Origin of the sequence: Paraburkholderia guartelaensis, assembly GCF_004353905.1 — a bacterium.
Taxonomy (GTDB): Bacteria; Pseudomonadota; Gammaproteobacteria; order Burkholderiales; family Burkholderiaceae; genus Paraburkholderia; species Paraburkholderia guartelaensis.
Window position 1 is genome coordinate 100,777 of the sequence record NZ_SMOD01000024.1, and the last position, 23,469, is coordinate 124,245.

Here is a 23,469-nt window from a genome sequence, read left to right on the forward strand (position 1 = left end):
GGCATCTAACGAAGCGGACGGAAAAATGATAGCCCAACCGCTACGAAGCTGGCACGGTTGAGCGCGACGATTTACGTTGCAGCGCACAAGTCCTCAGCGCGGGAAACCACGAGCAACAGTTCGTTATCCAGAATATTTGGATCATTTCAAGGAGCGGAGCAGGCAATGAAAGTACTTGTACCAGTCAAACGCGTCGTCGACGCAAACGTGAGAGTGCGCGTGAAAGCGGACGGCAGCGGTGCGGATACCGCGAACGTGAAGTTTTCGATGAACCCCTTCGACGAGATCGGGGTGGAAGAGGCCGTTCGCCTGAAAGAGGCCGGCGCCGCGACGGAAGTGGTTGCGGTGTCCTGCGGCGTGCAGGGCTGCCAGGAAACGCTGCGCACGGCGATGGCGACTGGCGCGGACCGCGGCATCCTCGTCGAAACCGATGTGGAGTTGCAGCCGCTCGCTGTCGCCAAGCTTCTGAAGGCGCTGGTGGATAAGGAGCAGCCGCAACTGGTGATGCTCGGCAAGCAGGCCATCGACGACGACGCGAACCAGGTCGGCCAGATGCTGGCTGCGCTGCTTGACTGGCCGCAGGCGACGTTCGCCTCGAAGGTGGAAATCGGCGGCGGCAAGGCTGTCGTGACGCGCGAGATCGACGGCGGGCTGGAGACGATCGAGGTCGATCTGCCCGCGGTCATTACCACCGATCTTCGTCTGAATACGCCGCGCTACGCGAGCCTGCCCAACATCATGAAGGCGAAGAAGAAGCCGCTCGACGTGGTGAAGCCCGACGCGCTGGGCGTGGACGTCGCGCCGCGACTGGAAACACTGAAGGTAGCCGAACCGCCGAAGCGCGAACCCGGTGTGCGCGTGGCCGATGCCGCGGAACTCGTGGCGAAGCTGCGCAACGTGGCCCAAGTGATCTGATACGCCAAGGAAAAGGAAACAGAAATGACAGTCCTCGTAATTGCAGAGCACGACAATCAGGTGCTCAAGGCAGCGACCCTGAACGCTGTGACCGCCGCCGCGCGTCTCTCAGACGACATCCATGTTCTCGTGGCCGGATCGCAATGCGCGAACGTGGCCGAACAGGCGGCGCGCGTTGCCGGTGTGACCCGCGTGCGCATCGCCGATGCCGCCCATTACGGCCATGCGCTGGCCGAAAATCTTGCGGCGCTCGTCGTGAACGTCGCCCCTGAATATAGCCACGTGCTGGCGCCGGCCACCACGACCGCAAAGAACGTGATGCCCCGCGTGGCCGCACTGCTCGATGTCGCACAAGTCTCGGACATCATTGCCGTGGAATCCGCCGATACGTTCGTGCGCCCCATCTACGCGGGCAACATTCTCGCGACCGTGCGCAGTGCCGACCGCATCAAGGTCATCACCGTGCGCACGACGGCCTTCGACGCCGCGAGTGCGCAAGGCGGCGGCGCTGCCGTCGAGCCGCTGGAGGCAGCAGCCGAAGTGCCTCGGGCCCGTTTCGTGAGCCAGCAACTGACGCGCTCCGAGCGGCCTGAGCTGACCTCCGCGCGACGCGTGGTTTCCGGAGGACGGGGGATGGCCTCCGGCGATAACTTTGCACTGCTTGAAGATATCGCCGGCAAGCTTGGTGCAGCGGTGGGCGCTTCGCGAGCGGCGGTGGATGCCGGCTTCGTGCCCAACGACTATCAGGTGGGCCAGACCGGCAAGGTGATCGCGCCGCAACTCTACGTTGCGGTGGGTATTTCGGGTGCGATCCAGCATCTGGCAGGCATGAAGGACTCGAAAGTAATCGTCGCGATCAACAAGGATGAGGAAGCGCCGATTTTCCAGGTCTGCGATTACTGGATCGTCGGCGACCTTTTCAAGGTTCTGCCCGAACTCTCGCGCGAACTGGACACACTGCAGCAAGGCTGACGAAGGAGCCGACCATGACGACCTATATTGCCCCTCTGCGCGACATGCGCTTTGTGATGACCGAGCTGGCTGGCCTCGACTCGATCTCGGCATTGCCCGGTTTCGATGACGTCTCGCCGGAACTCGCCGATGCGGTGCTCGACGAAGCAGCGAAGTTTGCGACCGAAGTGCTCGACCCGCTCAACAAGCCCGGCGACGCGCAGGGTGCGCGCTTGATGAAGCATGGCGTGGCTTCGGCGGAGGGATTCCCGCAGGCCTATGCGCAATACGTTTCGGGCGGCTGGTGCGGCCTCGCCGGCGATCCGGAATTCGGCGGACAGGGCTTGCCGGAGTTGATGCACGCGTCCGTGGTGGAGATGTGGAATTCATCGAACATGGCATTCGCGCTGTGCCCGATGCTTACCGCCGGCGCAACGGAAGCGATTCGCCTGCACGGCTCCCAGCCGCTGAAGGAGCGCTATTTGCCCATGCTCGTGAGCGGCGAATGGACCGGCACGATGAACCTGACCGAGCCGCAAGCCGGCTCGGACCTCGCGGCTGTCCGAACGAAAGCCGAGCCGGATGGGGAGCGCTATCGTATTCGCGGCCAGAAGATATTCATCACGTGGGGCGATCACGACATGACAGACAACGTGATCCACCTCGTGCTCGCGCGCCTACCTGACGCGCCAGAAGGCGTGCGCGGCATTTCGCTCTTCCTCGTGCCCAAGTTCCTGCTGAACGACGACGGCACGCTTGGCGAGCGCAATGACGTGCGCTGCATCTCTCTCGAGCACAAGCTCGGCATTCACGCGAGCCCGACTTGCGTGATGAGCTTCGGCGAAAACGACGGCGCGATCGGTTACCTGGTCGGCCAGCAGAACAAGGGCCTGGCGCACATGTTCACGATGATGAACGAAGCGCGCCAGAAGGTGGGCATCCAGGGCCTCGCGATGGCGGAGCGCGCGTGGCAGCAGGCCCGCGAATACGCGAAGGAGCGCGTGCAAGGGCGCCTCGCGAGCGGCAAATCGCCCAACGCGGTCGCGATCGTACATCACCCGGACGTGCGCCGCATGCTGATGACGATGAAGGCGCAGGTCGAAGCGATGCGTGCCTTTGCCTACGTCATGGCAAGCGACATGGACCGCGCGCACCGGCATCCCGACGGCGACGAGCGCGCGCGTCACCAGGCTCGCATCGACCTGCTGATTCCGGTGCTCAAGGGCTGGTGTACCGAACTCGGTGTCGAGATCGCGTCGATGGGCGTACAGGTGCATGGCGGCATGGGCTACATCGAAGAAACGGGCGCTTGCCAGTTTTTGCGCGACGCGCGGATCGCGACGATCTACGAAGGCACGACCGGCATTCAGGCGGCAGACCTGGCCGGCCGCAAGCTGGCGTCCGATCGCGGCATGGCGATGGCGGCGCTGATTGCGCAGATGCGCGAGCTCCTGCCGGCACTGGAGCGCAACACCGATGCGCAAGTCGTATCGATCTGCACGCGTTTTGCCGCGGCCGTTCAGACACTCGAGGACGCCACCGGCTGGATGCTGGGCGCATTCGCTAAAGACGCCGACGAAGCACTCTGCAGTTCGGCGGATTACCTGATGCTCGTGGGCTATGTGTGCGGCGGCTGGCAGATGGCACGCGCAGCTGAGGTGGCGGCGCAGAAGGGGGCGTTGCACGAAGATCCGGAGTTCTATCAAGCCAAGCTCGCCACCGCACGCTTCTACGCGGAAAAGATCCTGCCCAAGGCCTCTGCGTTGCTGGAAGCGATCAAAGTGGGCACATCGGGCGCGGTTGTCATCGAACAGCTATAAAGCCGGTTGGACGGAATTTTCTGAAATCTCCGTTACGATAAATTCGGAATCCAAATCAAAAATGAAAGTGAAGAAATTCGTATGTCTCGCCCTGATACCCGGGGCGATTTGTAGTAGCGCGATGGCCCAGAGTGCGGGCAGCCTCATTACCAGCGTGGGTGGGGCGTGGCTCGACTTTGGGCAATCGTCGGCGACTCCCATGACGAGCACCACGGCGTTCGGCACCTATACTTCGCCCGGCACGGGCGGCCAGATTCACAATACGTTCACCGCCGAACTCTCGATGACGTATTTCGTCACCGACCACATCGCGCTCGACCTGGCGAGCGGCATACCGCCCAAGCTCAAGCTCTATGCGCAGGGCAGGGTGACGCCGGTCGGCCCGAGCGGTCCGGGGCTCGACCTGGGCAACCTGCAGCCGCTCGCCACTACGCGCTCGTGGCCGCCTATCCTCTTCGTGAAATATTACCTTGGGGATGCGCAGTCGAAATTCCGGCCGTTCGCGGGCGTGGGCGTGAATTACACGTGGTATTCACACACCGAACTCAACTCGACTTTTAGCGGCGCATTGCAGCAGTTCGCAGGGCCGGGCAGCCACGTCGAGAGTTCGTTGAGTCCGTCCTGGAATCCGGCGTTCAACGTGGGCGCCTCGTACAACTTCAGCAAGAACTGGTACGCTACGGCGTCGGTAACGTATTTGCCGCTCAAGACGAATGCGACAGTGACAGCCTATGCCGCCAATGGACAACCTGCGCTCACGAACAAGACGCGCATTACCGCGAATCCCTGGATTACGTTCGTGGGGGTCGGATACCGCTTCTGACCGAACTCAATGCGCGACGCGTTCGGCTTGGGCACCTCGCGCACCTTGCATCGGTACGGATAAGCCGCTAACACCATTGTGCAATTGAGTCGGGCACCGCTTTGCGCTTAAGCTTTCTCTCTGGAAGGCCACGGCGCCGAGCCAGCGAGCCGATTGTCCAAGGAGAAGATAGTCGTGAAGATCTCTCATCTGCCTCGATGCGTCGCGTTCGGCGCGGCCTTCGTCTCGAATGCGATTTACGCGCAGGAGATCGGCGCCAGCCTCGATTGCCATCTCGGTCCCCACACGTTCATCGAGCAGCTGGTCAACGAAAAGGAGATCGATCCGATACCCATGAAAGTGTCGGCCAACTCGGTCAACGCGTATCGACTCAAGCCGAACCAGAATTTGACTGCGCTAGGTTTCAAAGTGCGGGCTGTCTTTGGCTTTTCCCCGAACGACGAGATGTTCACCCAGAAAATCAGCGCAGGTGAAACGCCCCATCGGGTCTATGGTGTCGTCGTAATGGCAGGCAAAGAGGCGGTTAGCGATCGCGTTCGTGAAGCCGGAAGTCCGGCGACAGTGAGGGAAGTCATGCCGCTCGTCATGACGGTGGTCGTTTGTGAACAGTAGCTCGTCTTCAAGCACCTCATGCCCCGTGAATCATTCCGGCCAGCAAATCAGAATGCCGGGTGACACTCGAAGGTCAACTCCGTTCCTTGCTCTTGCAACTCGCGCCCGCTTCGAATGAAGTCGAAACTGGCGCCAACCTGCATGCCACGTTGTGCGCAGTAGTCACTGGCGGTGCTCACAGCCTTTCGATATGCGCCCGCCCACGACAGTCGGGCGCCACGTGTACTCGCGGTGACGGTAAACACATTCGGCTTGTCGGTGGCGGTGACACCCGATGTGCTCGCGCAAGCTGCCACTGATAGTACGCAGGCGGCAAGCGACAAGCACACGAGCGGCCTTTGCAGACCGCTCCGGGTGATACCCAAAAAGTGAAGGTTGCTCACAGCGACTGTTCAGATGCGACGGTTGCAGACGGCGCATCGGCAATGCTGGCTCCGCGCTGCGCGAGAAGCTTGACAATAAAGTCCCACGCCATTAACAAAGCGCCCACGGCGAACACGATGTCACCTGGCATGCGCATCCACTGCCAGAAGGTGGTGGTGCTGTAGAACTCGAGGCTTCGTGCATACGCATAGCCGTGCGTGTAAGCCGCTAGCAGTTGCGGCCAGCCAACCGGGTAGAAGTTCATCACGATCCACATCACGAGGCCGGTGTTGTAGAGCCAGAATGCCCACACGCCGCAGCGATCGCTCCACGCGCGATGGCCGTTCAGATAGCGCAAGACCATGTAGATCAGACCAATCGCGAGCAGTCCGAACGCACCGAACATCGACGTATGCGCGTGGTTCAACGTGAGGAAGGTGCCATGCTCGTAATAGTTGACGAGCGGCGCGTTGAGCGTACCGCCGCCGAACACCCCGGCGCCGACGAAATTCCAGAACGCAGAGCCGAGAATGTAGAGAAAGGCAAGTCGATACGGGAAATCCTTTTCGCGCTGGATGTGACGCTGCTGCTCGATGGCTTCAAGCACCAGCAGGAAGAGCGGCAAGACTTCGAGGAACGAGAACATGCTGCCGAAGCTCACCCAGAGATTCGGCTCGCCTGCCCAGTACATATGATGGCCAGTACCGAGCACGCCGCCGACCATAATCAGGATCCATTCGAACAGCACAGCGCGTTCAACCATCTGCCGTGACACCAGTTCGAGCGCCATGAGGAAATAGCCTGTTACCGCCGCCGCGAACAACTCGAAGGCAAGCTCGACCCAGAGGTGCACTACCCACCAGCGCCAGAAGTCGGTGATCGAGAACGAGGGGTTGGGTGAGCCGAACGGAATCATGCCAAACACGTAGAGCACCGTGACGCTCAGCGTGGCGCCCCAGAGAAGATGCTCGATCCGGAAAAGGCCGTAGAGCGATCCGCCGCTTTGCTTGAACAGCGTCTTGAGCGTGGGCCAGAACGCACGCAGCAATACCAGACACCATACGGCGAGGCCGGCAAAGAAGAGAACTTGCCAGAAGCGGCCCAGTTCCAGATAAGACAGTCCCTGGTTACCGAACCAGAACCAGTGTGTCTTGATCACGCCCATCACACCGAGGTAATCGCCGATCAGCGCCCCAGCGACGATCACTACCAGTACCCAGAAAATGAGGTTGACCAACGCCCGCTGCCCGGCAGGTTCGCGCTTGCCGATCAACGGCGCGAGGAAGAGGCCCCCAGCGATCCAGCTAACGCCGATCCAGACGATCGGGGCCTGCAGGTGGACGCTGCGCAGGGCGGCAAACGGCAGCCATTTGTCCAGTTCGATGCCGTAAAAGCTCGTGCGATCGGTGTAGTAGTGCGCCATGATCGAACCCGCGAGAATCTGCACCAGCAGGACGGCGGCCACCACCAAAAAATACTTCCAGAGCGCACGTTGACTGGGCGTGGGTTCCTTGAAGCCTCGCAGCACCGGTTCGAAAGTTTCATTCGCGGCCTTGGGCTCGATCCAGAGGCGAAAGATCATCAGGATCGCGCCGATCGCGAAAAATATCATCGTGAACGAAATCCACGTCCACTGGAACGTGGCAGCAGTGGGGGAGTTGCCGACCAGCGGCTCGGGCGGCCAGTTGACTGTCCACGAATAGTCCTTGCCGGGGCGGCGCGCGACGGTCGTGAGGGACGAATACAGGATGAAGCTCGCGGTTTGCGTTGCTGAGGACGCGTCGAGCGAACGTGCCCCCGTATACCCTTGCGCAAAGTTGTCATTGAGCAGCGCTGCGCTGATGCGTGGCCGCAACGTCTGAATCGCCTGCGCCACGCTGTCAGGAAGCACAACCTGCTGCTGACTCAGATCGATTCCCTGCAGTTGTGCCTGCATGGTGCGGGTGACGCTTGCCTGCTGATCGGCCGTCGCGACGTCGAACGATTTGCCGTAGCGCGACAACGCCAGATTGTTTCGCACCTCCTTCGCCAGCTCGACGAGGTACTTGGCGGTGAAGTCTTCACCAAAGTAGGACCCCATGCCATAAAGGCTGCCGAAATCCATCAGATCCGCTTGCTGAAATCCCGACTTGCCCGCGACGATGTCGGCGTAACTCATCACCGGTGCGCCGTTGGGCGCGACCATCTGCTGTGGCAGTGGCGCTGCCTGCTGATAGGTGGCGCGCGTTGCCAGGATCATTCCCAGCCAGCAGAGCGCGGTGACGACGATGAAAACCCAGATCAGGACCCGGCTCGTGCGATCTTGCGGACAGCGATTGCCCGCAGTGAGCGGCTTTGCATTCATGGTTCCATTCCTTCGCGAAATGCCCGAGCGCAGTCTTCGGCGATCGAATACTCGTTTGCGATTCCGAGTATCAATCCTTTGCGGCTGCCAGGTGGCGGATTGGATAGATCTGGAGTACAAGTGATGAGGAGTCCAAATGCAGGTGATGGGCAATTGACCTCCAGCGCCGCGAGCGCCGTTCAGCACTCGGAGCCGATACCATCATGTCGCAATTGCGAAAACAAGAAAATCGTACCAACGGCTCGCGTAGCTCCCCAGAAGGGTAGTGGGGTCATACATGTGTATGTTGGGAGTCGTTCCGGGTTAGAAAAACGCGTTGCACGTTTCAGGCCGGTTGCACCGGTACGATTCGAATGGCTATGAATTCATTGCAGGGGTGTCGTCATTGCGTGGCGGCGCGCCATGCCGAGCCACCGCGATTCACTCAGCGGTGGCGGTCGCTTCAATCACGGGCAATCGACATTGAAACGTTGCGCCGTGCCCGGCGTTGTTGAATGCCAATATGATTCCGCCATGTGCTTCGATGATCGAACGGCACATCGCGAGGCCTATCCCCTTGCCACCGCGTTTCGTCGTGAAAAAAGCGTCGAACAACCGATAGGCGTGCTCCGGCGCGATTCCGGTGCCGGTATCGCGCACGCTGACGATCAGAAATCCACCGGTTTCCATGCACGATTCGATCAGGAGCTCGCGCGGCCTGTCATCGATGTCTGCCATGGCCTGAATGCCGTTCAGGATCAGGTTGATGAAAACCTGCTGAAGCTGAACGCGATCGCCAAGCAGGGGCGGCAGACCGCGAGCAAGGCGCAGTCGCAGCGAGACGCTGTGGTTCGATACGTCGTGACGAACGAGGGGCATCACGTCATGAACCAGGTCGTTTAGCTCCAGTCGTGTCGCTTGCAGCGCGGACGGAGTCGCGAGGCTGCAAATGGACCGGACGATTTCGCTCGCGCGCAGCCCGAGGCCAATGATGTTTTGCACGCTGGCCGCCGCCTCCTCGTATGCCGGTGTCTCTCGATTGAGCCATCGCAGGCATGCTTCACCGTGTGTGACGATCGCGCCGAGCGGCTGATTGACTTCGTGTGCGATGTACGCGCTCAGCTGGCCGAGCTGAATGATTGGATCGGCATTTTCGCTGTGCGGCATTACCTTCATCCTCGGTTGAATGCGCAGCCGGCATGAGATGCACGTAACTGAACGCGTTCAGTTACAATAGCGCCTGAAGTTCCGTGATGTCAAGAAAGACCCTGCCGGCGGTGTTCTTGCGCCATGCCGGCCCGACTACTCTCAATGAACGTACACCTTGAGCAAACGTACCCCTGGAAGCGGCAGTCTGAGCCGCGCGAAGACACCCGAAGACAAGGCGAAAGTCAGGCAGGCATTCGTCGACGCCGGCCGTCGGCTGCTGGCACAAGAAGACGCGTCCCAGGTCTCGCTTCGCCGCATAGCGGCCGAGGCGGGTTATTCGCCTGCGTCTATTTACCAGTACTTCGATGACCAACGGGCACTGTTCGTCGCGGTTCGCGAAGACGATCTCACGGCTGCGGCGGAATACTTCGAGGAGGTGGCGTCGGGTGTGACCGATCCGATCGAGCGCGTGCGCCAGGTGTCGTTGCGCTCGGTCGACTATTGGCTCAGTCGTCCCGAGCAGTTCGACTTCCTGTTTGCGATGGCCGGGAAAAAAACCGATATTGCGGACGATGACGAGATGCGCTTCGGCGAATCACCCGTCGTCATGCGAGCGCTCAATGTTTATTATCATGCCGTCGACGCATTATTCGACGCGTTGCCGGAGCCGCCGCTACCCAATCGGCTTGCCGGGGACACCCTGATCGCAGCAATCTACGGCGTGGTGCTCGTGCCGCGCACGACTCCGACGAAGCGTTGGTCCGACACCTGCAGGATGGTCGAACTGACCGTCGACGCGATCATCGACAACTGGGTCTCTGGCAGGGTACGTGACGGGCATACCAGGCGCAGTCTTGCGACGAAGCGCAAGCCACGGTAGGTTGGGCGCTTTCAGGCGCCTGGCAAGTCATCTCGCTGAACGGAATCATCTACTATTCCATTGAGACTTACCGGATCGAGGCATAGCCATGTTCGACGTCCCACTCCTCCATATTGAAGACGATGTGCTTTTTAGCTACCAGATCGGAGGCCGCGTGCATCAGATACAGGTCACGGCTCAATGTCTCTCGGCTATCTTCCGGTCCGATGGCAGTCAGGAGGGCAACGAGATTTCCGTGCGCGAGAACGCTGAACAGATTCTGCGCGTGGCTTCCGACAAGGTCATGCGGGGCGCACTCTCGCCGGTGCGTGTGAACGCGACAGATTTTTGATTGCGTCGGATACGGCGTCCCGCGTCACTGCGTACCCCGGACCGACCGTCTGCGGCAGGCTCACGCCACCTGCAAATCACTCGTGTTGTAGAGAACCAGTTGATCGTTCTTGCTGGATTCAGCAAAACTGCCTTTCAGATGTTCAACCCACGTTCTCACCTTGGCGTCGAGAAACATCTTCGACGCAAAGAGTGCGTAGATGTCAACGTGTTCAAACTGGCAGGCAGGCAGTATGTGCACGAGGCGTCCATCGCGGAACGCATCAACGGCTGCATGGAGCGGCAGCAAACCCACTCCCATCCCAAGTTCGAGGGCATCGGCAAGCGAAGATTGCGAACTGATGCACAGCCCGGGTTGCAGGGAAACCGTTTCGCAGCCGTTTGACCCTTGCGACGTCAATTCAACACTGTCCGACCACGTGGGCGCGAGACAAACGAGACTATGGTTCGCAAGGTCGGCGAGCCGGTTGATCATCGGATGCACGTCGAGATAGTTTGGAGACGCGCACATCACGCTGTAGGACCTGCCAAGACGCGTACCGATGAGCGAAGAATCGCGCAGCACCTCGGTCGCCACGACGGCCATGTCGAATTCGCCGGCGAGAAGGTTGACCGGAGAGTCCGATAGCGTCAGTCCAACCTGCACGGACGGGTGCCGCTCTCGATAGGATCTCACTGCAGGCACCAGATAGTGCTGCGCAAGCGATTGGGAGGCGTGAATCCTAAGGCAGCCTGTGGGACTGATGTGAATCGATTTGGCTTCAGCTTCTGCCTCGTCCAGCGCTTCGAGAATGGAGTGGCACCGCGCCAGATAGCGTTTGCCCGCGGGCGTCAAGGCAATCCGCCGCGTCGTGCGATGCAAGAGCCGTGTAGCCAGGTGCTGTTCGAGATCGAAAATGAGCCGCGAGACTGAACCCGTACTCATGTTCAGTTCCCGAGCCGCCGACGTATAGCTTGCGCCATCGGCCACACGCTCAAAAATTCGCATGCTTTTCAACAAATCCATAATCGTTTCTCCGCTCCGGATTTCGGTCAGGACCTCGATGAGGACACTGTCGAAAGTCCGAACCATCCATGTCGATTAGTACCGGATAAAAGGTAACGTAGTGGCGTTCCGGTGACAAATGTGGGATTGGATGTGGAGATCACGTGATAGGCCAGGTGAATCATACGTTCGTATAACCTTACGGAATGAAGGTTCGCTGCTATCCAGCGACTTCCCGCCAGGCGAAAGGAAACGCCCTTTGCCGTGGCGCGTGCAGACTGGATTTTCGGACATGAATGGCACGCTCAGACCATCCAGGCCGCGGGGGCAGGGATATCCTCACGGTACGGGACCGTCGCATTTGCCAATACGGGGCGCGGGTGCAGTGACTGTCCTGAGACCGCGCCGGTTCTGCGTTGGGCCGTATCGCAGTTGCTGCCGGAGCGGGAGAGGGAGATGCGTGCTGAGCCGGTTTCGGCCGTTAAGAAAATGGACCCTGCGGATGATCTGGACTCGATGGTATACGTGATCGACGACGACGAGGCAATGCGGATTGCGCTCGTCGACCTGTTGCATTCCATCGGGTTAGGCGCCCAGGCGTTCGCGTCCTGCCGAGAATTTTCGGCATGCCATAAGGAGGACGTACCGAGTTGCCTGATTCTTGACGTCAGGTTGCACGGCGAGACTGGGCTGGCATTCCAGGATGAACTCGTGAAGACCGGTATTCGGATGCCGATCATCTTCATGACCGGGTATGGCGACGTCGCCATGTCCGTGAAGGCGATGAAAGCCGGTGCAGTGGACTTTCTCCCTAAACCATTCCGCGAACAGGACATGCTGGACGCGGTCACCAATGCGCTGACATGCGATAGCGAACGGCTCGCGGCTCAACGAGCGCTCGCCGCGCTACGCGCCTCCTACGCGTCTTTGAGTCCTCGGGAGCAGCAGGTGATGCTGTACGTCGTGGACGGCTTGATGAACAAGGAAATCGCCAGCGAGCTGAACCTCAGCGAAATCACCGTCAAGATTCATCGTGCTCAAGTCATGAGAAAAATGGCCGCGCGCTCGGTCGCGGATCTCGTCAGAATGACTGCGGCGCTCGGGATAGAGACGCCAAAAGGCAAGCCTGCATGGGAGACTTGGGACGCGCAGGAAAACTATTGATCTCCATCCCATTCAGCAGCATTTCGGGCGGCCGTGTCGCTCGCATCGGTGCCGCTGCGCATACGCAATTGCTGCGGTGTAACGCCCATCCTTCTGCGCACCACGCGGGTAAAGTGCGAAGCATCCGCGAAGCCAGCGCGGCGCCCAATTTCACCCACCGTCACCCGCGAGAATATGTTCGATTCGAGCATCCGCAGCGCGCAATTCATCCTTGCATCGAGCAGTTGATCGGCGAAGGTCTGCTGGCATCCCGCCAGCGCTCGATGTAGTGTGCGCACCGAGATGCCGAGCGAGTCGGCGACGGCTTCGGCGGTCAGGCCATGCTCGTGGCAGCGCTGGGCGAGGCAGTCGCTCACGCGATCCCGCAACGATCGCTCGGCAGGCTTGCTGTGCGGCTCCTGACCGCTCATCTCATGGGCGATGAGCGCGAGCAGGGCGCCCACCTGGTCGGCGAGCACGCTGTGCGGGATGGGCGCGTTCGCAACCGCATCAGGCAACAGCTGGATCAGGTAGGCGGCAAGGGCCGCGCCCCAGTTGGAATTACCCGGAATGCGCCGACCAACAAGAGAGCCAACGTCGGGAATCCAGCGTTTGAGCCACTCAACGGGAATGCCGATGTTGAGAAATTCGTACCACCGCACCAGATCAATGCCGCAATTGAGGTCCGAATCGACGAGTACGAGGTCGCCGGGCGCGAGGCACAGATCGTTGCGATGTGAGACGTGATAGGTGTTATTCAGGCTCATCATCAGGTGATACTGGCGTTGGCCGCTACGCGCCAGTTCGCTGCGCCCCCGGCCGCAAGTGTGCGGAGTGCCCGACTGCCGCACGACCGTCAGCGGCCCGCAGGCCACCACAGTCATGCTCGCTTCGAACTCGCGTGGATTGCGTGCCCGGACATACAGGGGAATCATTGCCGAGGTCAGCACATCCGCCCAGACATCGAGGCGCTGGGGGGCAGGCAGGTCACGGGTCGACCACCGCGCGACCTCTGCAATTCCACTGCCGTTCATGAGCGAATCCCCTGGGTTGGGTGGGAATGGGAAAAGGGCCGCCACGCCGCTGCAAGAAGTATAGGTGCTGGCCCGGACGAGGTCGCGTACAAGGCCGCGCCGTTGTAGCGAAATCCTTAATAAAGACTCGCAACAGCGGACTAAGGCCGACGTAAAGCATGATTCAGCCACCGCTCCAGCTCATCGGGGTCCATCGGCTTTTCGAGCAAGGCAAACGCGCCGGTTGCCAGAACTTCGGCGCGCAGAGAGGCAGTTGGACCCGCGGTGACGAAAACGACAGGAGGCGCGAGTCCCAGCTCCAGAAGGCGGCTATACATCGCCAGCCCGGACATACCCGGCATTTTGATGTCTGAAATGAGGAATGCCGTGTTGTGAACGTCCTCTGAATCCAGGAATCGCTCCGCGGAATCGAATGCCCGCACGATCCACCCGAATGCTTGCACGAGGCGCGCAGTCGCCGAGCGGAAAGGCTCATTGTCATCGACGATGGAAACGACCTGGGGCGCACGCATGCAGCGATCCCTCGATTAGCTTTGCTCAGTGAACGCTACGCAATCGTGCATCGGTACCAGGCTGCGAGCCAAGCGATGAAGATTGTTCGTTGGTGTAATCGGCTTACACCAAAGTATGACTCGCCTGGCACATCGTATGGGCAGCGCTGGTGCATACCATCGCGACTTCGCCCGCTGAATTGCAGTCCGTTCGATTCTCCCACCGTCGAGTTGATCACGGTACGGGAAAATCGGGCGGATTAGTGCGTAGATAGTGAGTGACCGGCAAACCCGGTGATGGTGAAATTGTCCATGAGTTGAACAGTTCGTGTGGAATCCACAGACTCATGGAACAGACACTTGCACAGCAATCGTTCGAAACGATTGTCTATGAACAGCGGAACGCTGCCGCTGTCATCACGCTGAATCGCCCCGAGGTCCTCAATGCGCTGAACCAGAAAGCCATCCGTGAATTGAAAGCAGCATTCGAATGCGCGCGGGACGATGCGCGTATTGGCGGCGTCATCGTGACCGGTGCAGGCGATCGTGCGTTCATCGCGGGAGCGGACATCGGTGAACTGGCCGCCGCAACGCCTGTCGAGGCCGTGCATGCAGCGCGCGCCGGACAGGCTTTGCTCGATCTCGTCGAAAACCTGGGCAAGCCCGTCATCGCGGCAGTCAATGGTCTCGCGCTCGGCGGTGGATGTGAAACGGCGTTGGCGTGCACGATCCGTCTGGCAACCCCTAACGCGAGATTCGGGCAGCCCGAGATCAAGCTCGGTCTCATTCCCGGCTTCGGCGGAACGCAGCGCCTTCCTCGCGTGGTCGGCAAGAGCGTTGCCCTGCAACTCATCCTCACGGGCGAAATGATTCCGGCGGAAGAAGCACTGCGCATTGGGCTCGTGAGCGAAATTGTCGAGCCATCGAAATTGATCGACCGCGCGCAAGAGATTCTCGCGAAGATCAACGCGAATGCGCCGCTTTCGGTGCGTCATGCGATCGCGGCCGTCAATCGCGGTCTCGATGGCTCGCTCTCAGAGGGGCTCGCGCTCGAAGCGGCATTGTTCGGGGTATGTGCCTCCACCGACGACAAGACGGAAGGCACGAAAGCCTTCCTGGAAAAACGGCCTCCCAAATTCACAGGTCGATAAATCGCGGCTCTCGCCACTCCCTTCGCGACCGGCTGCGCCGGGCGCGCAAGCTATGGGAAGCGGGCAGATCAAAATCATGGAGGTGACTCGATGAACGTCGGCAATCACATCTTCTCCGGTCTGAAGGTGCTCGACCTTGCGAGCTACATTGCGGGCCCTGCCGCGACGACGATCCTTGCCGACTTCGGCGCCGACGTGATCAAGGTCGAGCCGCCGGGCACCGGGGACGTCTACCGCTACTTTTCGGCGATGCCGCCGAACCCGACGAGTGACGTCAACTATGCGTGGCAACTGACGAACCGCAACAAGCGCGGCATTGCGATCGATCTGAAGAAGCCCGACGCCAAAGAAGTGCTGCATCGCCTCGTGCGCTGGGCCGACGTGGTCGTCGTGAACTTTCCGCCGCGTGTCAAGGCGTCGCTCGGCTGCACTTACGAGGACTTCGCGCCGCTCAACGACAAGCTCATCTACGCCGACGTAACGGGATATGGCGCCGAAGGCCCGGAGGCCGACACGCCGGGATTCGATGTCACCGCATACTGGGCGCGCTCCGGCCTGATGGAAGTCACGCATGACGCCGGCAGTCCGCCGACGCTGCCGATCCCGGGCATTGGCGACCACGCGACGGCCACGACGCTCTATGCGGCGATCGTAACCGCGCTCTACGTGCGCGCCACGACCGGCAAGGGCAGCCATGTCTCGACCTCGTTGATCGCCAACGGCATCTGGGCCGCGGGCGCGTGGGTAGAAGGCGGCCTGAACGGCGGCCACTTCTTCGCTCAGCACGACCGCAAGGCACCGCCCAATGCGCTGCTCAATCCTTACCAGACCGCCGACAAGCGCTGGATTCTGCTCGTTGCTGCGCAGCGCAAGGACTGGCCGGGCTTCTGCAAGGCGATCGGCAAGCCCGACCTGCTGGAGGACCCGCGCTTCGTCGACGAGAACCGCATCGCCAACTCCGCACAACTGGTCGAGATTCTCGACCCGATGTTCGCGAGCCGGCCGCTCGCATACTGGAAACAGGTGCTCGATGCCGGCCGCGTGATCTTCGGTGTCGTTCAGGTCGCGACAGAAATCATCGACGACCCGCAATTGCCGGCCAACGGGATCGTCGTACCGCTCGCGCAGCCCGGCGGAAAGGAAGCCCGCACCGTCAGCAGCCCGTTTCAGGTGCTCGGCTCGCCGAAAGTGAAGCCCACGGCGGCCCCGCAACTCGGCGAACACGGTGCGCAGATCCTGCAGGAACTGGGGTTCGACGAAGCCGAGGTCGAGCGCTTGAACGATGCGGGCGCGGTCGCACGATTCAAGGGCGCGTCGTGAGCGAGGCCACGCCTTCCATCCCGCACGGCAACTATGGAGCATTCCATGACTGAAGACGAAGTGCGCGCATCGGCCTACGCGATGCCACTGACGAGCCCCGCTTATCCGAAGGTGCCGTACCGGTTCGTCGATCGCGAGTTCGTGATCATCACGTATCGCACCGATCCGGAGGCGCTTGCGCGAGTGGTCCCGGCTCCGCTCAGGCCTGTCGAGCCGATCGTCAAGTACGAGTTCATCAACATGCCCGATTCGAGCGGGCTTGGCTCCTACACCGAATCCGGCCAGGTGATACCCGTTACGCTCGACGGCGTTGCCGGTGGCTTCACGCATGCGATGTATCTCGACAGCGAGGCCGGCATCGCCTCCGGTCGCGAGCTGCTGGGTTTTCCCAAGGTGCTCGCGCAACCGAAGCTCGAGGTGCGCAACGACGCGCTCGTTGGCACGCTCGACTACAACGGCGTGCGCGTAGCCACGGCCACGATGGCCTACAAGTACAAGGCGCTCGATCTCGCCTCGGTCAGGAAGACCCTCGAGGCGCCTGGCTATCTGCTGAAGATTTTGCCGCACGTGGACTGCACGGCGCGCGTGTGTGAAATCGTCAGGTATTACATCGAGGATCTGACTGTAAAGGGCGCGTGGACAGGCCCTGCCTCGCTGGAACTGCATCCGCACTGTTTCGCGCCCGTCGCCAAGCTGCCGGTGCTCGAGGTGCTGTCGGCCGTGCATCTGCTGACCGACCTGTCACTCGGCAAGGCCGAAGTGGTCTACGACTATCTGTCCCATACGCAGTCCTGATCATCATCCGCGAGACTCACCATGCCAGAGACAAAGCTTCCTCACGCGCTGCCGGCGCCCGATAGCGATTTCTACATGATCCACCAGGTCTTGAGCGACGACGAGCAGGCGCTCCTCAAGAAGGTGCGCAGCTTCATGGAAGGGACCGTGGCGCCCGTCATCAACCAGTACTGGGCCGACGACAAATTCCCGTTCGAGCTGATCCCCGGCATCCAGGATCTGAATATCGTCGGTATTGGTTTCGAGGGCTATGGCTGCCCCGGCGGCAGCGTTCTGCTCGACGGCTTCATGGCCATGGAAATTGCGCGTGTCGACGCCTCGATCGCCACGTTCTACGGTGTGCACAGCGGCCTCGCCATGGGTTCCATTTACCTCGGCGGGTCCGAAGAGCAGAAGCAGAAGTGGCTGCCGCCCATGGCCCGTCTCGAGAAGGTGGGCTGCTTTGGCCTGACCGAGCCGCTTGTCGGCTCGGGCGCCGGCGGCGGGCTGCTCACGACCGCGAAGCGCGAAGGCGATACCTGGGTGCTCAACGGCCAGAAGCGCTGGATCGGCAATTCGCCGTGGTGCGATATTTCCATCATCTGGGCTCGCGACGTCGACGACAACCAGGTGAAAGGATTCATCGTGGAAAACAAGACGACGCCGGGGTTCTCGGTTTCGAAGATCGAGCGCAAGGTCGCGCTGCGGGTCGTGCAAAACGGCGTCATCACACTCGATAACTGCCGTGTGCCGGAAGAGAACCGCCTGCAGGGCGATTCGACCTTCCGTGACACGGCGCGCGTGCTGCGGCTGACCCGCCAGTATGTGGCGTGGGAATCGGTGGGCTGCAGCATGGGCGCGTATGAACACGCGCTGAAGTATGCGCAGACGCGCGAACAGTTCGGCAAGCCAATCGCCTCGTTCCAGATGGTCCAGGACCTGCTCGCGAAGATGCTCGGCAATATCACGGCTTCGCAGTGCATGGTCGTACGCCTCGCGCAATTGCAGGACCAGGGCAAGCTAAAGGACGAGCATGCTTCGCTCGCCAAGGCGTTCTGCACGGTCCGCATGCGCGAGACGGTCGGCTGGGCCCGCGAAGTACTGGGCGGCAACGGCATCGTGCTTGACTACAACGTCGCGCGCTTCATGGCCGACTCGGAAGCTCTCTATTCCTATGAAGGCACGCGCGAGATGAATTCGCTGATCGTCGGCAAGGCGGTCAGCGGCTTCAGTGCGTTCGTCTAACGCCACGGAGTCCTTATCATGAGCAAGACAATCGAGCGCGTGACGATCATCGGGACCGGTGTCATCGGCGCGAGCTGGGCGGCGCTGTTTCTCGCCAAAGGTCTGGATGTGGTCGCGACCGACATCGCTCCGGATGCAAAGCAGAAGCTCGACGATTTCATCGCGGCTGCGTGGCCTGCGCTGGAACAACTGGGGCTCGCGCCCGGCGCGTCGCCTTCGAAGCTGCAATTCACGGCCAACTTCGAAGAAGCCATAGCCGGGAGCGATCTGGTTCAGGAGAACGGGCCGGAGCGCATCGACTTCAAGAAGGATCTCTATCGGCGGCTCGATGAAGCGTTGGCGCCGGAGGCGATCATCGCGTCGAGTTCGTCGGGCCTGACGATGAGCGAGATTCAATCCGCCTGCCCGAACCATCCCGAACGCTGCGTAATCGGCCATCCGTTCAACCCGCCGCATCTGATACCGCTGGTCGAGATCGTGGGTGGCGCGAAGACCTCCGAAGAGACCATCGAGCGCGTCAGCGCGTTCTATCGCGGCCTCGGCAAGCGCACCATCCGCCTGCACAAGGAGGTTCCGGGCCACGTCGCCAATCGCCTGCAGGCGGCCCTCTTTCGCGAAGTGGTGTATCTGATTGCGGAAGGTGTCGTGAGCGTCGGCGATGCCGACGTGGCGGTTTCGTGGGGCCCCGGCCTGCGTTGGGGGATCATGGGGCCGAGCCTTCTCTACCATCTCGGCGGCGGCCAGGGCGGTATCGAACACTTCTTCGAGCAGTTCACCGGACCGTTGACAGCCTGGTGGCACGTGCTCGGAACACCGGAACTCACGCCGGACGTGCGGGCGACTATCATCAAGGGCGTACACGAAGAAGTCCAGTCGCGCTCGTTGCACGAGCTTGCTACCTATCGCGACGATGTTCTGATGGGCCTGCTTCGGTTGCGCAACAAGGAGTGACGCCTTTCACCGAAGGCGCGGATCTGTGAGGTGCGGAGATGAAAAGCCTGCAGCGTCTCATCGTAATTGCGCTTGTCTTCGTGGTGGCCGCGTGTGCCGGTTTGCCGCCACAGACGAACCAGCCACAGACTTTTGCGCTGCAACACACGGAAAGCACACGGCTCGGCACGCTCTTCGTGCCCGAAGAGCAGAAGCATCCGGGCGACACGGCGTTTCACCTGCTGCAAGACCCGACCGACGCGATCGTGGCCCGCATCATGCTCGCCGGAAACGCCGACCGTTCGCTCGACCTGCAGTACTACATCTGGCACGACGATCTGGTAGGCCGTGAACTGGCGGCAGCGTTGCTCAAGGCCGCAGACCGGGGCGTACGTGTTCGTGTCCTGCTCGACGACCTGGGCACGAACGCAGACGACCAGGTACTGCTCACGCTCAACTCGCACCCGAATGTGCAGATACGGCTATTCAATCCGGTCGCAAGCCGCAACTTCAAGTCGCTTGCGACCGCGCTCGAATTCTCGCGTGTCGACCGGCGCATGCACAACAAGGCAATGATTGCGGATAACGAAGCGGCCATTCTTGGCGGGCGCAATATCGGCGACGAATACTTCGGGGCCTCGAGCGTGGTGGCCTTCGGGGATCTGGATGTACTGGTACACGGACCGGTTGTCCACCAGGTGTCTAACGCCTTCGATCAGTTCTGGAATTCCGAATCGAGTTATTCCATCGAGCAACTGATGGGGCACGCGGCGGATCCGTCCGCATTGGCCACCTACCGCGCGAAACTGGACGACTACATCAATTCGGTGCACGACTCCGCTTACGTCGTGCAAGCGAGAGAGCGGATGGCCGCTGTGCTCGACCCTGGCAGCACCGACTTTGCGTGGGGGCAAGCCACGCTCCTGTACGACGACCCGGCCAAGGTCACGCGCGATCCGAACGATCCGAAAGGCCACCTCATGACGAAGTTCGCGGCCCTGAACCTCAAACCCACACACGAGATGCTGATCATTTCGCCATACTTCGTGCCGGGCAAAGAGGGCGTGGCATGGATCAGCGATCTGACCGCTCGCGGCGTGCGCGTCACGGTGCTGACCAATTCGCTCGCAGCAACCGACGTCGTTGCGGTCAATGCCGGATACGAGCACTATCGAGAAGATCTCCTCAAGGCCGGCGTACAGCTGTATGAACTGAAACCCGTTGGCTCGGTCCACGTGAAGTCGCAACGAAAGATATTTGGCTCATCGAGGGCGTCGTTGCATGCGAAAACCTATGTGTTCGACAGGCAAAGCGTTTTCATCGGGTCGATGAATCTCGATCCGCGCTCGAGTCACCTCAACACGGAGATCGGCGTACTCTGCAATAGCCCGGCCATTGCCGGCCAGGTGGTCGACGACGTCGAGCCACATCTGAACGAGGTTGCGTGGCGAGTGGAACTGCGCACCGACGCGAACGGCTCGAAACGCATCGTCTGGATCGACACCGCCGAAAACGGCACGGTAACGGAACTGGACTCGGAGCCGGATGTCTCTTTTGGACGGCGCACGAGCATCTGGTTCATGGGTCTGCTGCCGATCGAATCGGAGCTATGAGTGCAATGGTGCACGGCTTGCAGCCGGGCGCGAGGGGTGTATAACCGTACGAGGTAGCCATGTGGATCTTCCGTGTCGATGAGCCGCGTCTTGGGCGTATCCGCGTTCGGGAGTGGCGCCGCCGCGCGCGCCATACCGTGGGTCTGCTCCTGCTGCTGCTGGGCGGTGCCGCTACGGGTCTGGTCGTGCTTGACCAGTCCAGTAATTCGTTTTCAAACAAGTTGTTCAACGCCATTTGGGATGGAGTGAATCTCGTCACGACAGTCGGTGACTTTGCCGAGTTCAACGAAAATCAAAAGGCCTTCATGCTGCTGGCCATGCTCGCGACGCTGGTGATAGGCGGATTCGCGGTGTCGAAGCTGACCGGCATGCTATCCGGCGACGACGTGATGGCGTATCGGGAGAACAGAATCATGGAACGCAAACTCGAACATCTCGCCAATCACGTCGTCGTGGTTGGATATCACTCCCTCGGGATTCTGGTTGCCGATCGATTGCGCGATGCGGGGCAGACGGTGCTGATTCTCGTGGGCGATCAGGCGCAGGCAGAACGCGCAGCGGACCATGACCATATGGTCGTGCTCGGCTCGCCCGACGCGTTTGACGAAGTGCTCAAGGGCGCGCGCCTCGATAGCGCCAGGGCGCTCGTCGTCACGACACCCGACAGCAACAACAACCTGGCGATCACGTTGCTCGCGCATACGCTCAATCCCTCGCTCCCGATTGCCGTGCCGGGGGAAAATCCCCTGAGGAAAGGGCTGTTGGAGAACGCGGGCGCGTCCAATGTGGTCATCGTCGATGAGATTATCGTGGATGCGCTGGTCGGCAAGCTCACAACCCGAGTGGAGGCGACAACATGAAATCTGCTGCTTCTATGGAACCGCGGCTCCATCGCATGCCCTTCTTGCAGGGCCTCTTGCCCATCAACACCGCACAGTTGCCGCACGATATCGTCGCCGGGATCACGCTGGCGGCACTCGGCATTCCCGAGGTGATGGGTTACACGAAAATTGCGGGCACGCCCACGGTCACCGGCCTCTACACGATCCTGCTGCCGCTGGTCGCATTCGCCTTCTTTGGCGCGTCGCGTCAACTGGTGGTCGCCGCAGACTCCGCAACCGCCGCCATCCTTGCCGGCATGTTGACCGCCGTCGCCGCACTGGGCAGCAAGGAATATATCGCCCTGACCAGCACCGTTGCGCTGACGGTCGGGGTGATGCTCGTGATCGCGCGCGTCTTCCGGCTGGGTTTTCTCGCGGACTTTCTTTCCCGAAGCGCGCTGATCGGCTTCCTGACCGGCGTCGGCGTGCAGGTCGCGGCAGGCGAGTTCGCCGGACTGCTCGGACTCGCGAAACAGGGGCATGGCCCGATCATGCAGATCGTGACCGTGTTTCAGCGCATCGGCGGTATCAATGTGCCGACTGCTGCGCTGGCGATTGCCGTGCTCGTGGTAATCGTCGGCTGCAAGCGGTTTGTACCGCGTGCGCCTGGCGCGCTGATCGCCGTGATCGGCTCCATCGTGGCGAGCGCGGTGTTCAATTTCGCCTCGCGTGGCATTGCGGTTACGGGCGATGTGCCGGGCGGGTTGCCGTCGTTGTTCCTGCCGCCGGTGCATATGAATGAGATCAACCAGGTGCTCGCCACCGCGGCATCGTGTTTCATCGTCATCATTGCGCAGAGCGCCGCGACGGCGCGCGCGTATGCCAACCGCTACAACGAGAAGGGCGACGACAACGCCGACATCATCGGCCTCGCCGCCGCAAACGCCGCGGCCGCGTTCACCGGCACATTCGTCGTGAACGGTAGCCCGACCAAGACCGAGATGGTGGACGAAGCGGGCGGCCGCACGCAGATCGCCCATCTCACGACCGCCGCAATCGTGCTGCTCGTGCTGCTGTTCCTCACGAAGCCGCTCAGCTTTCTGCCTGGCGCCGTGCTGTCGGCCATCGTCTTCATGATCGGCGTGAAGCTGATCGACATTAAGGGGATGGCCGAGCTGTATCGCATGCAGAAAGACGAGTTCGTCGTGGCGTTGCTTGCCGCCGGCGTGGTCGTGTTCGTCGATGTGATGCACGGCATCCTGGCGGCAGTCGTGCTGTCGTTGATTGCGCATGCGCGGCATAGCTACCGCCTGCGCACGCGTGTGCTCACGCGAGGCCCCGAAGACCGGTGGATCGCGCATCCTGTTACACCCAATCTGCTTGCGGCGCCCGGTATTGTCGTTTACCGGTTCGAAGCGGACATGTTCTATGCAAACGCCGGCCGCTTCACCGAAGAAGTGCTCAAAGTCGTCAACGACGCCAGCCCGACGCCGCGCTGGATTGTCGTCGACGCGACTGAGATGTACAACATCGATTACACGGCAGGCAAGACTCTGGTCCAACTAGGCGAAGAACTCGACAAGCGGGGCGTGGGTATCGCCGCCGTCGCGCTTGCCACAGGCGTGCGGCATCAAATCGAGCGGTACAAGGCGCTACGTGCGCGCGGCGCCCATCGCGAGATCTTTGCGACGGTGGACGCAGCCGTAGAAGCCCTGCGCGATCTGTCGCCATCGCCCGAACCGTCGGCATCGGCACCGGGACCCGAATCTCCTCCGGACACGAAGCCGGAATGAGGC

General features: G+C 61.1%; 21 protein-coding genes. 16 read left to right on the plus strand and 5 right to left on the minus strand.

Translation table 11 applies throughout. From position 1 onward, the window contains the following. The first annotated feature begins 165 nt into the window (after nucleotides 1-165). From E1N52_RS27640 to E1N52_RS27660, 5 genes are all read left to right on the plus strand, one after another. Entirely contained in the window at nucleotides 166-915 is a 750-nt protein-coding gene (locus E1N52_RS27640) for an electron transfer flavoprotein subunit beta/FixA family protein (protein ID WP_133185969.1), read from the plus strand. Between the two features lie 24 nt (nucleotides 916-939). Further along, the gene (locus tag E1N52_RS27645) at nucleotides 940-1,887 is read left to right on the plus strand and encodes an electron transfer flavoprotein subunit alpha/FixB family protein (RefSeq protein WP_133185970.1); all 948 of its coding nucleotides are present in this window, start codon (nucleotides 940-942) and stop codon (nucleotides 1,885-1,887) included. A 14-nt stretch (nucleotides 1,888-1,901) separates the two neighbouring features. Then, nucleotides 1,902-3,686 carry an acyl-CoA dehydrogenase C-terminal domain-containing protein gene (locus E1N52_RS27650; RefSeq protein ID WP_133185971.1) on the plus strand — a complete coding sequence of 595 codons (1,785 nt, stop codon included), beginning with the start codon at nucleotides 1,902-1,904 and terminating at the stop codon, nucleotides 3,684-3,686. A 199-nt stretch (nucleotides 3,687-3,885) separates the two neighbouring features. Next, the gene (locus E1N52_RS27655) at nucleotides 3,886-4,509 is read left to right on the plus strand and encodes an OmpW/AlkL family protein (protein WP_246089235.1); all 624 of its coding nucleotides are present in this window, start codon (nucleotides 3,886-3,888) and stop codon (nucleotides 4,507-4,509) included. 174 nt (nucleotides 4,510-4,683) lie between these two features. Then, entirely contained in the window at nucleotides 4,684-5,121 is a 438-nt protein-coding gene (locus tag E1N52_RS27660) for a hypothetical protein (RefSeq protein ID WP_246089236.1), read from the plus strand. A gap of 379 nt (nucleotides 5,122-5,500) precedes the next feature. On the opposite strand, the gene E1N52_RS27665 is transcribed toward E1N52_RS27660, so the two are convergent. Together E1N52_RS27665 and E1N52_RS27670 are read right to left on the minus strand one after the other, a co-directional pair. Next, nucleotides 5,501-7,828 (minus strand): nitric-oxide reductase large subunit, encoded by a 2,328-nt coding sequence (locus E1N52_RS27665; protein ID WP_133185972.1) that lies wholly within the window; start codon nucleotides 7,826-7,828, stop codon nucleotides 5,501-5,503. A gap of 420 nt (nucleotides 7,829-8,248) precedes the next feature. Continuing rightward, a complete protein-coding gene (locus E1N52_RS27670) occupies nucleotides 8,249-8,974 on the minus strand; it encodes a sensor histidine kinase (RefSeq protein WP_165979455.1) in 726 nt (241 codons plus the stop codon). A gap of 157 nt (nucleotides 8,975-9,131) precedes the next feature. Between E1N52_RS27670 and E1N52_RS27675 the strand changes: the two genes are divergently transcribed. Both E1N52_RS27675 and E1N52_RS27680 read left to right on the plus strand, forming a co-directional pair. Beyond that, nucleotides 9,132-9,836, plus strand: a complete 705-nt coding sequence (locus E1N52_RS27675; RefSeq protein WP_133185974.1) for a TetR/AcrR family transcriptional regulator — start codon at nucleotides 9,132-9,134, stop codon at nucleotides 9,834-9,836. An 88-nt stretch (nucleotides 9,837-9,924) separates the two neighbouring features. Further along, nucleotides 9,925-10,167, plus strand: coding sequence for a hypothetical protein (locus E1N52_RS27680; RefSeq protein ID WP_133185975.1), 243 nt, complete (start codon nucleotides 9,925-9,927; stop codon nucleotides 10,165-10,167). Between the two features lie 60 nt (nucleotides 10,168-10,227). On the opposite strand, the gene E1N52_RS27685 is transcribed toward E1N52_RS27680, so the two are convergent. Continuing rightward, the gene (locus E1N52_RS27685; RefSeq protein WP_165979456.1) at nucleotides 10,228-11,172 is read right to left on the minus strand and encodes a LysR family transcriptional regulator; all 945 of its coding nucleotides are present in this window, start codon (nucleotides 11,170-11,172) and stop codon (nucleotides 10,228-10,230) included. A 435-nt stretch (nucleotides 11,173-11,607) separates the two neighbouring features. Here E1N52_RS27685 and E1N52_RS27690 point away from each other — a divergent pair, with 435 nt between their 5' ends. After that, nucleotides 11,608-12,315, plus strand: coding sequence for a response regulator transcription factor (locus tag E1N52_RS27690; RefSeq protein WP_133185977.1), 708 nt, complete (start codon nucleotides 11,608-11,610; stop codon nucleotides 12,313-12,315). Here the strand turns inward: E1N52_RS27690 and E1N52_RS27695 are convergent. Both E1N52_RS27695 and E1N52_RS27700 read right to left on the minus strand, forming a co-directional pair. Next, complete coding sequence (locus E1N52_RS27695) at nucleotides 12,309-13,328, minus strand: helix-turn-helix transcriptional regulator (RefSeq protein ID WP_133185978.1); 1,020 nt, start codon at nucleotides 13,326-13,328, stop codon at nucleotides 12,309-12,311. The genes E1N52_RS27690 and E1N52_RS27695 overlap by 7 nt on opposite strands. Nucleotides 13,329-13,468: 140 nt before the next feature. After that, complete coding sequence (locus tag E1N52_RS27700; protein ID WP_133185979.1) at nucleotides 13,469-13,840, minus strand: response regulator transcription factor; 372 nt, start codon at nucleotides 13,838-13,840, stop codon at nucleotides 13,469-13,471. Between the two features lie 326 nt (nucleotides 13,841-14,166). On the opposite strand from E1N52_RS27700, the gene E1N52_RS27705 reads away from it, so the two are divergent. The 8 genes from E1N52_RS27705 (at nucleotide 14,167) to E1N52_RS27740 (ending at nucleotide 23,466) form a co-directional block, all read left to right on the plus strand. After that, nucleotides 14,167-14,970 carry an enoyl-CoA hydratase-related protein gene (locus E1N52_RS27705; protein WP_133185980.1) on the plus strand — a complete coding sequence of 268 codons (804 nt, stop codon included), beginning with the start codon at nucleotides 14,167-14,169 and terminating at the stop codon, nucleotides 14,968-14,970. A 90-nt stretch (nucleotides 14,971-15,060) separates the two neighbouring features. Further along, nucleotides 15,061-16,290: a CaiB/BaiF CoA transferase family protein gene (locus tag E1N52_RS27710; protein WP_133185981.1), complete on the plus strand. Its 1,230-nt coding sequence runs from the start codon at nucleotides 15,061-15,063 to the stop codon at nucleotides 16,288-16,290. A 45-nt stretch (nucleotides 16,291-16,335) separates the two neighbouring features. After that, nucleotides 16,336-17,085: an acetoacetate decarboxylase gene (locus tag E1N52_RS27715; protein ID WP_133185982.1), complete on the plus strand. Its 750-nt coding sequence runs from the start codon at nucleotides 16,336-16,338 to the stop codon at nucleotides 17,083-17,085. Nucleotides 17,086-17,106: 21 nt separating this feature from the next. Further along, nucleotides 17,107-18,309 (plus strand): acyl-CoA dehydrogenase family protein, encoded by a 1,203-nt coding sequence (locus E1N52_RS27720; RefSeq protein ID WP_133185983.1) that lies wholly within the window; start codon nucleotides 17,107-17,109, stop codon nucleotides 18,307-18,309. An 18-nt stretch (nucleotides 18,310-18,327) separates the two neighbouring features. Continuing rightward, a complete protein-coding gene (locus E1N52_RS27725) occupies nucleotides 18,328-19,260 on the plus strand; it encodes a 3-hydroxyacyl-CoA dehydrogenase NAD-binding domain-containing protein (protein WP_133185984.1) in 933 nt (310 codons plus the stop codon). Between the two features lie 38 nt (nucleotides 19,261-19,298). Next, on the plus strand, nucleotides 19,299-20,852 hold the full coding sequence (locus E1N52_RS27730) for a phospholipase D family protein (RefSeq protein ID WP_133185985.1): 1,554 nt from the start codon (nucleotides 19,299-19,301) through the stop codon (nucleotides 20,850-20,852). A gap of 59 nt (nucleotides 20,853-20,911) precedes the next feature. Continuing rightward, nucleotides 20,912-21,712 carry a potassium channel family protein gene (locus E1N52_RS27735; protein ID WP_133185986.1) on the plus strand — a complete coding sequence of 267 codons (801 nt, stop codon included), beginning with the start codon at nucleotides 20,912-20,914 and terminating at the stop codon, nucleotides 21,710-21,712. A 35-nt stretch (nucleotides 21,713-21,747) separates the two neighbouring features. Then, nucleotides 21,748-23,466 carry a SulP family inorganic anion transporter gene (locus tag E1N52_RS27740; RefSeq protein WP_246089237.1) on the plus strand — a complete coding sequence of 573 codons (1,719 nt, stop codon included), beginning with the start codon at nucleotides 21,748-21,750 and terminating at the stop codon, nucleotides 23,464-23,466. Nucleotides 23,467-23,469: the final 3 nt, after the last annotated feature.

Bases quoted from the DNA above. Each gene is read 5' to 3' on its own strand.
- E1N52_RS27640 (WP_133185969.1), top strand. From the start codon at position 166: ATGAAAGTACTTGTACCAGTCAAACGCGTCGTCGACGCAAACGTGAGA.
- E1N52_RS27645 (WP_133185970.1), top strand. From the start codon at position 940: ATGACAGTCCTCGTAATTGCAGAGCACGACAATCAGGTGCTCAAGGCA.
- E1N52_RS27650 (WP_133185971.1), top strand. From the start codon at position 1,902: ATGACGACCTATATTGCCCCTCTGCGCGACATGCGCTTTGTGATGACC.
- E1N52_RS27655 (WP_246089235.1), top strand. From the start codon at position 3,886: ATGACGAGCACCACGGCGTTCGGCACCTATACTTCGCCCGGCACGGGC.
- E1N52_RS27665 (WP_133185972.1), bottom strand. From the start codon at position 7,828: ATGAATGCAAAGCCGCTCACTGCGGGCAATCGCTGTCCGCAAGATCGC.
- E1N52_RS27670 (WP_165979455.1), bottom strand. From the start codon at position 8,974: ATGCCGCACAGCGAAAATGCCGATCCAATCATTCAGCTCGGCCAGCTG.
- E1N52_RS27680 (WP_133185975.1), top strand. From the start codon at position 9,925: ATGTTCGACGTCCCACTCCTCCATATTGAAGACGATGTGCTTTTTAGC.
- E1N52_RS27685 (WP_165979456.1), bottom strand. From the start codon at position 11,172: ATGGATTTGTTGAAAAGCATGCGAATTTTTGAGCGTGTGGCCGATGGC.
- E1N52_RS27690 (WP_133185977.1), top strand. From the start codon at position 11,608: ATGCGTGCTGAGCCGGTTTCGGCCGTTAAGAAAATGGACCCTGCGGAT.
- E1N52_RS27695 (WP_133185978.1), bottom strand. From the start codon at position 13,328: ATGAACGGCAGTGGAATTGCAGAGGTCGCGCGGTGGTCGACCCGTGAC.
- E1N52_RS27700 (WP_133185979.1), bottom strand. From the start codon at position 13,840: ATGCGTGCGCCCCAGGTCGTTTCCATCGTCGATGACAATGAGCCTTTC.
- E1N52_RS27705 (WP_133185980.1), top strand. From the start codon at position 14,167: ATGGAACAGACACTTGCACAGCAATCGTTCGAAACGATTGTCTATGAA.
- E1N52_RS27710 (WP_133185981.1), top strand. From the start codon at position 15,061: ATGAACGTCGGCAATCACATCTTCTCCGGTCTGAAGGTGCTCGACCTT.
- E1N52_RS27715 (WP_133185982.1), top strand. From the start codon at position 16,336: ATGACTGAAGACGAAGTGCGCGCATCGGCCTACGCGATGCCACTGACG.
- E1N52_RS27720 (WP_133185983.1), top strand. From the start codon at position 17,107: ATGCCAGAGACAAAGCTTCCTCACGCGCTGCCGGCGCCCGATAGCGAT.
- E1N52_RS27725 (WP_133185984.1), top strand. From the start codon at position 18,328: ATGAGCAAGACAATCGAGCGCGTGACGATCATCGGGACCGGTGTCATC.
- E1N52_RS27730 (WP_133185985.1), top strand. From the start codon at position 19,299: ATGAAAAGCCTGCAGCGTCTCATCGTAATTGCGCTTGTCTTCGTGGTG.
- E1N52_RS27735 (WP_133185986.1), top strand. From the start codon at position 20,912: ATGTGGATCTTCCGTGTCGATGAGCCGCGTCTTGGGCGTATCCGCGTT.
- E1N52_RS27740 (WP_246089237.1), top strand. From the start codon at position 21,748: ATGCCCTTCTTGCAGGGCCTCTTGCCCATCAACACCGCACAGTTGCCG.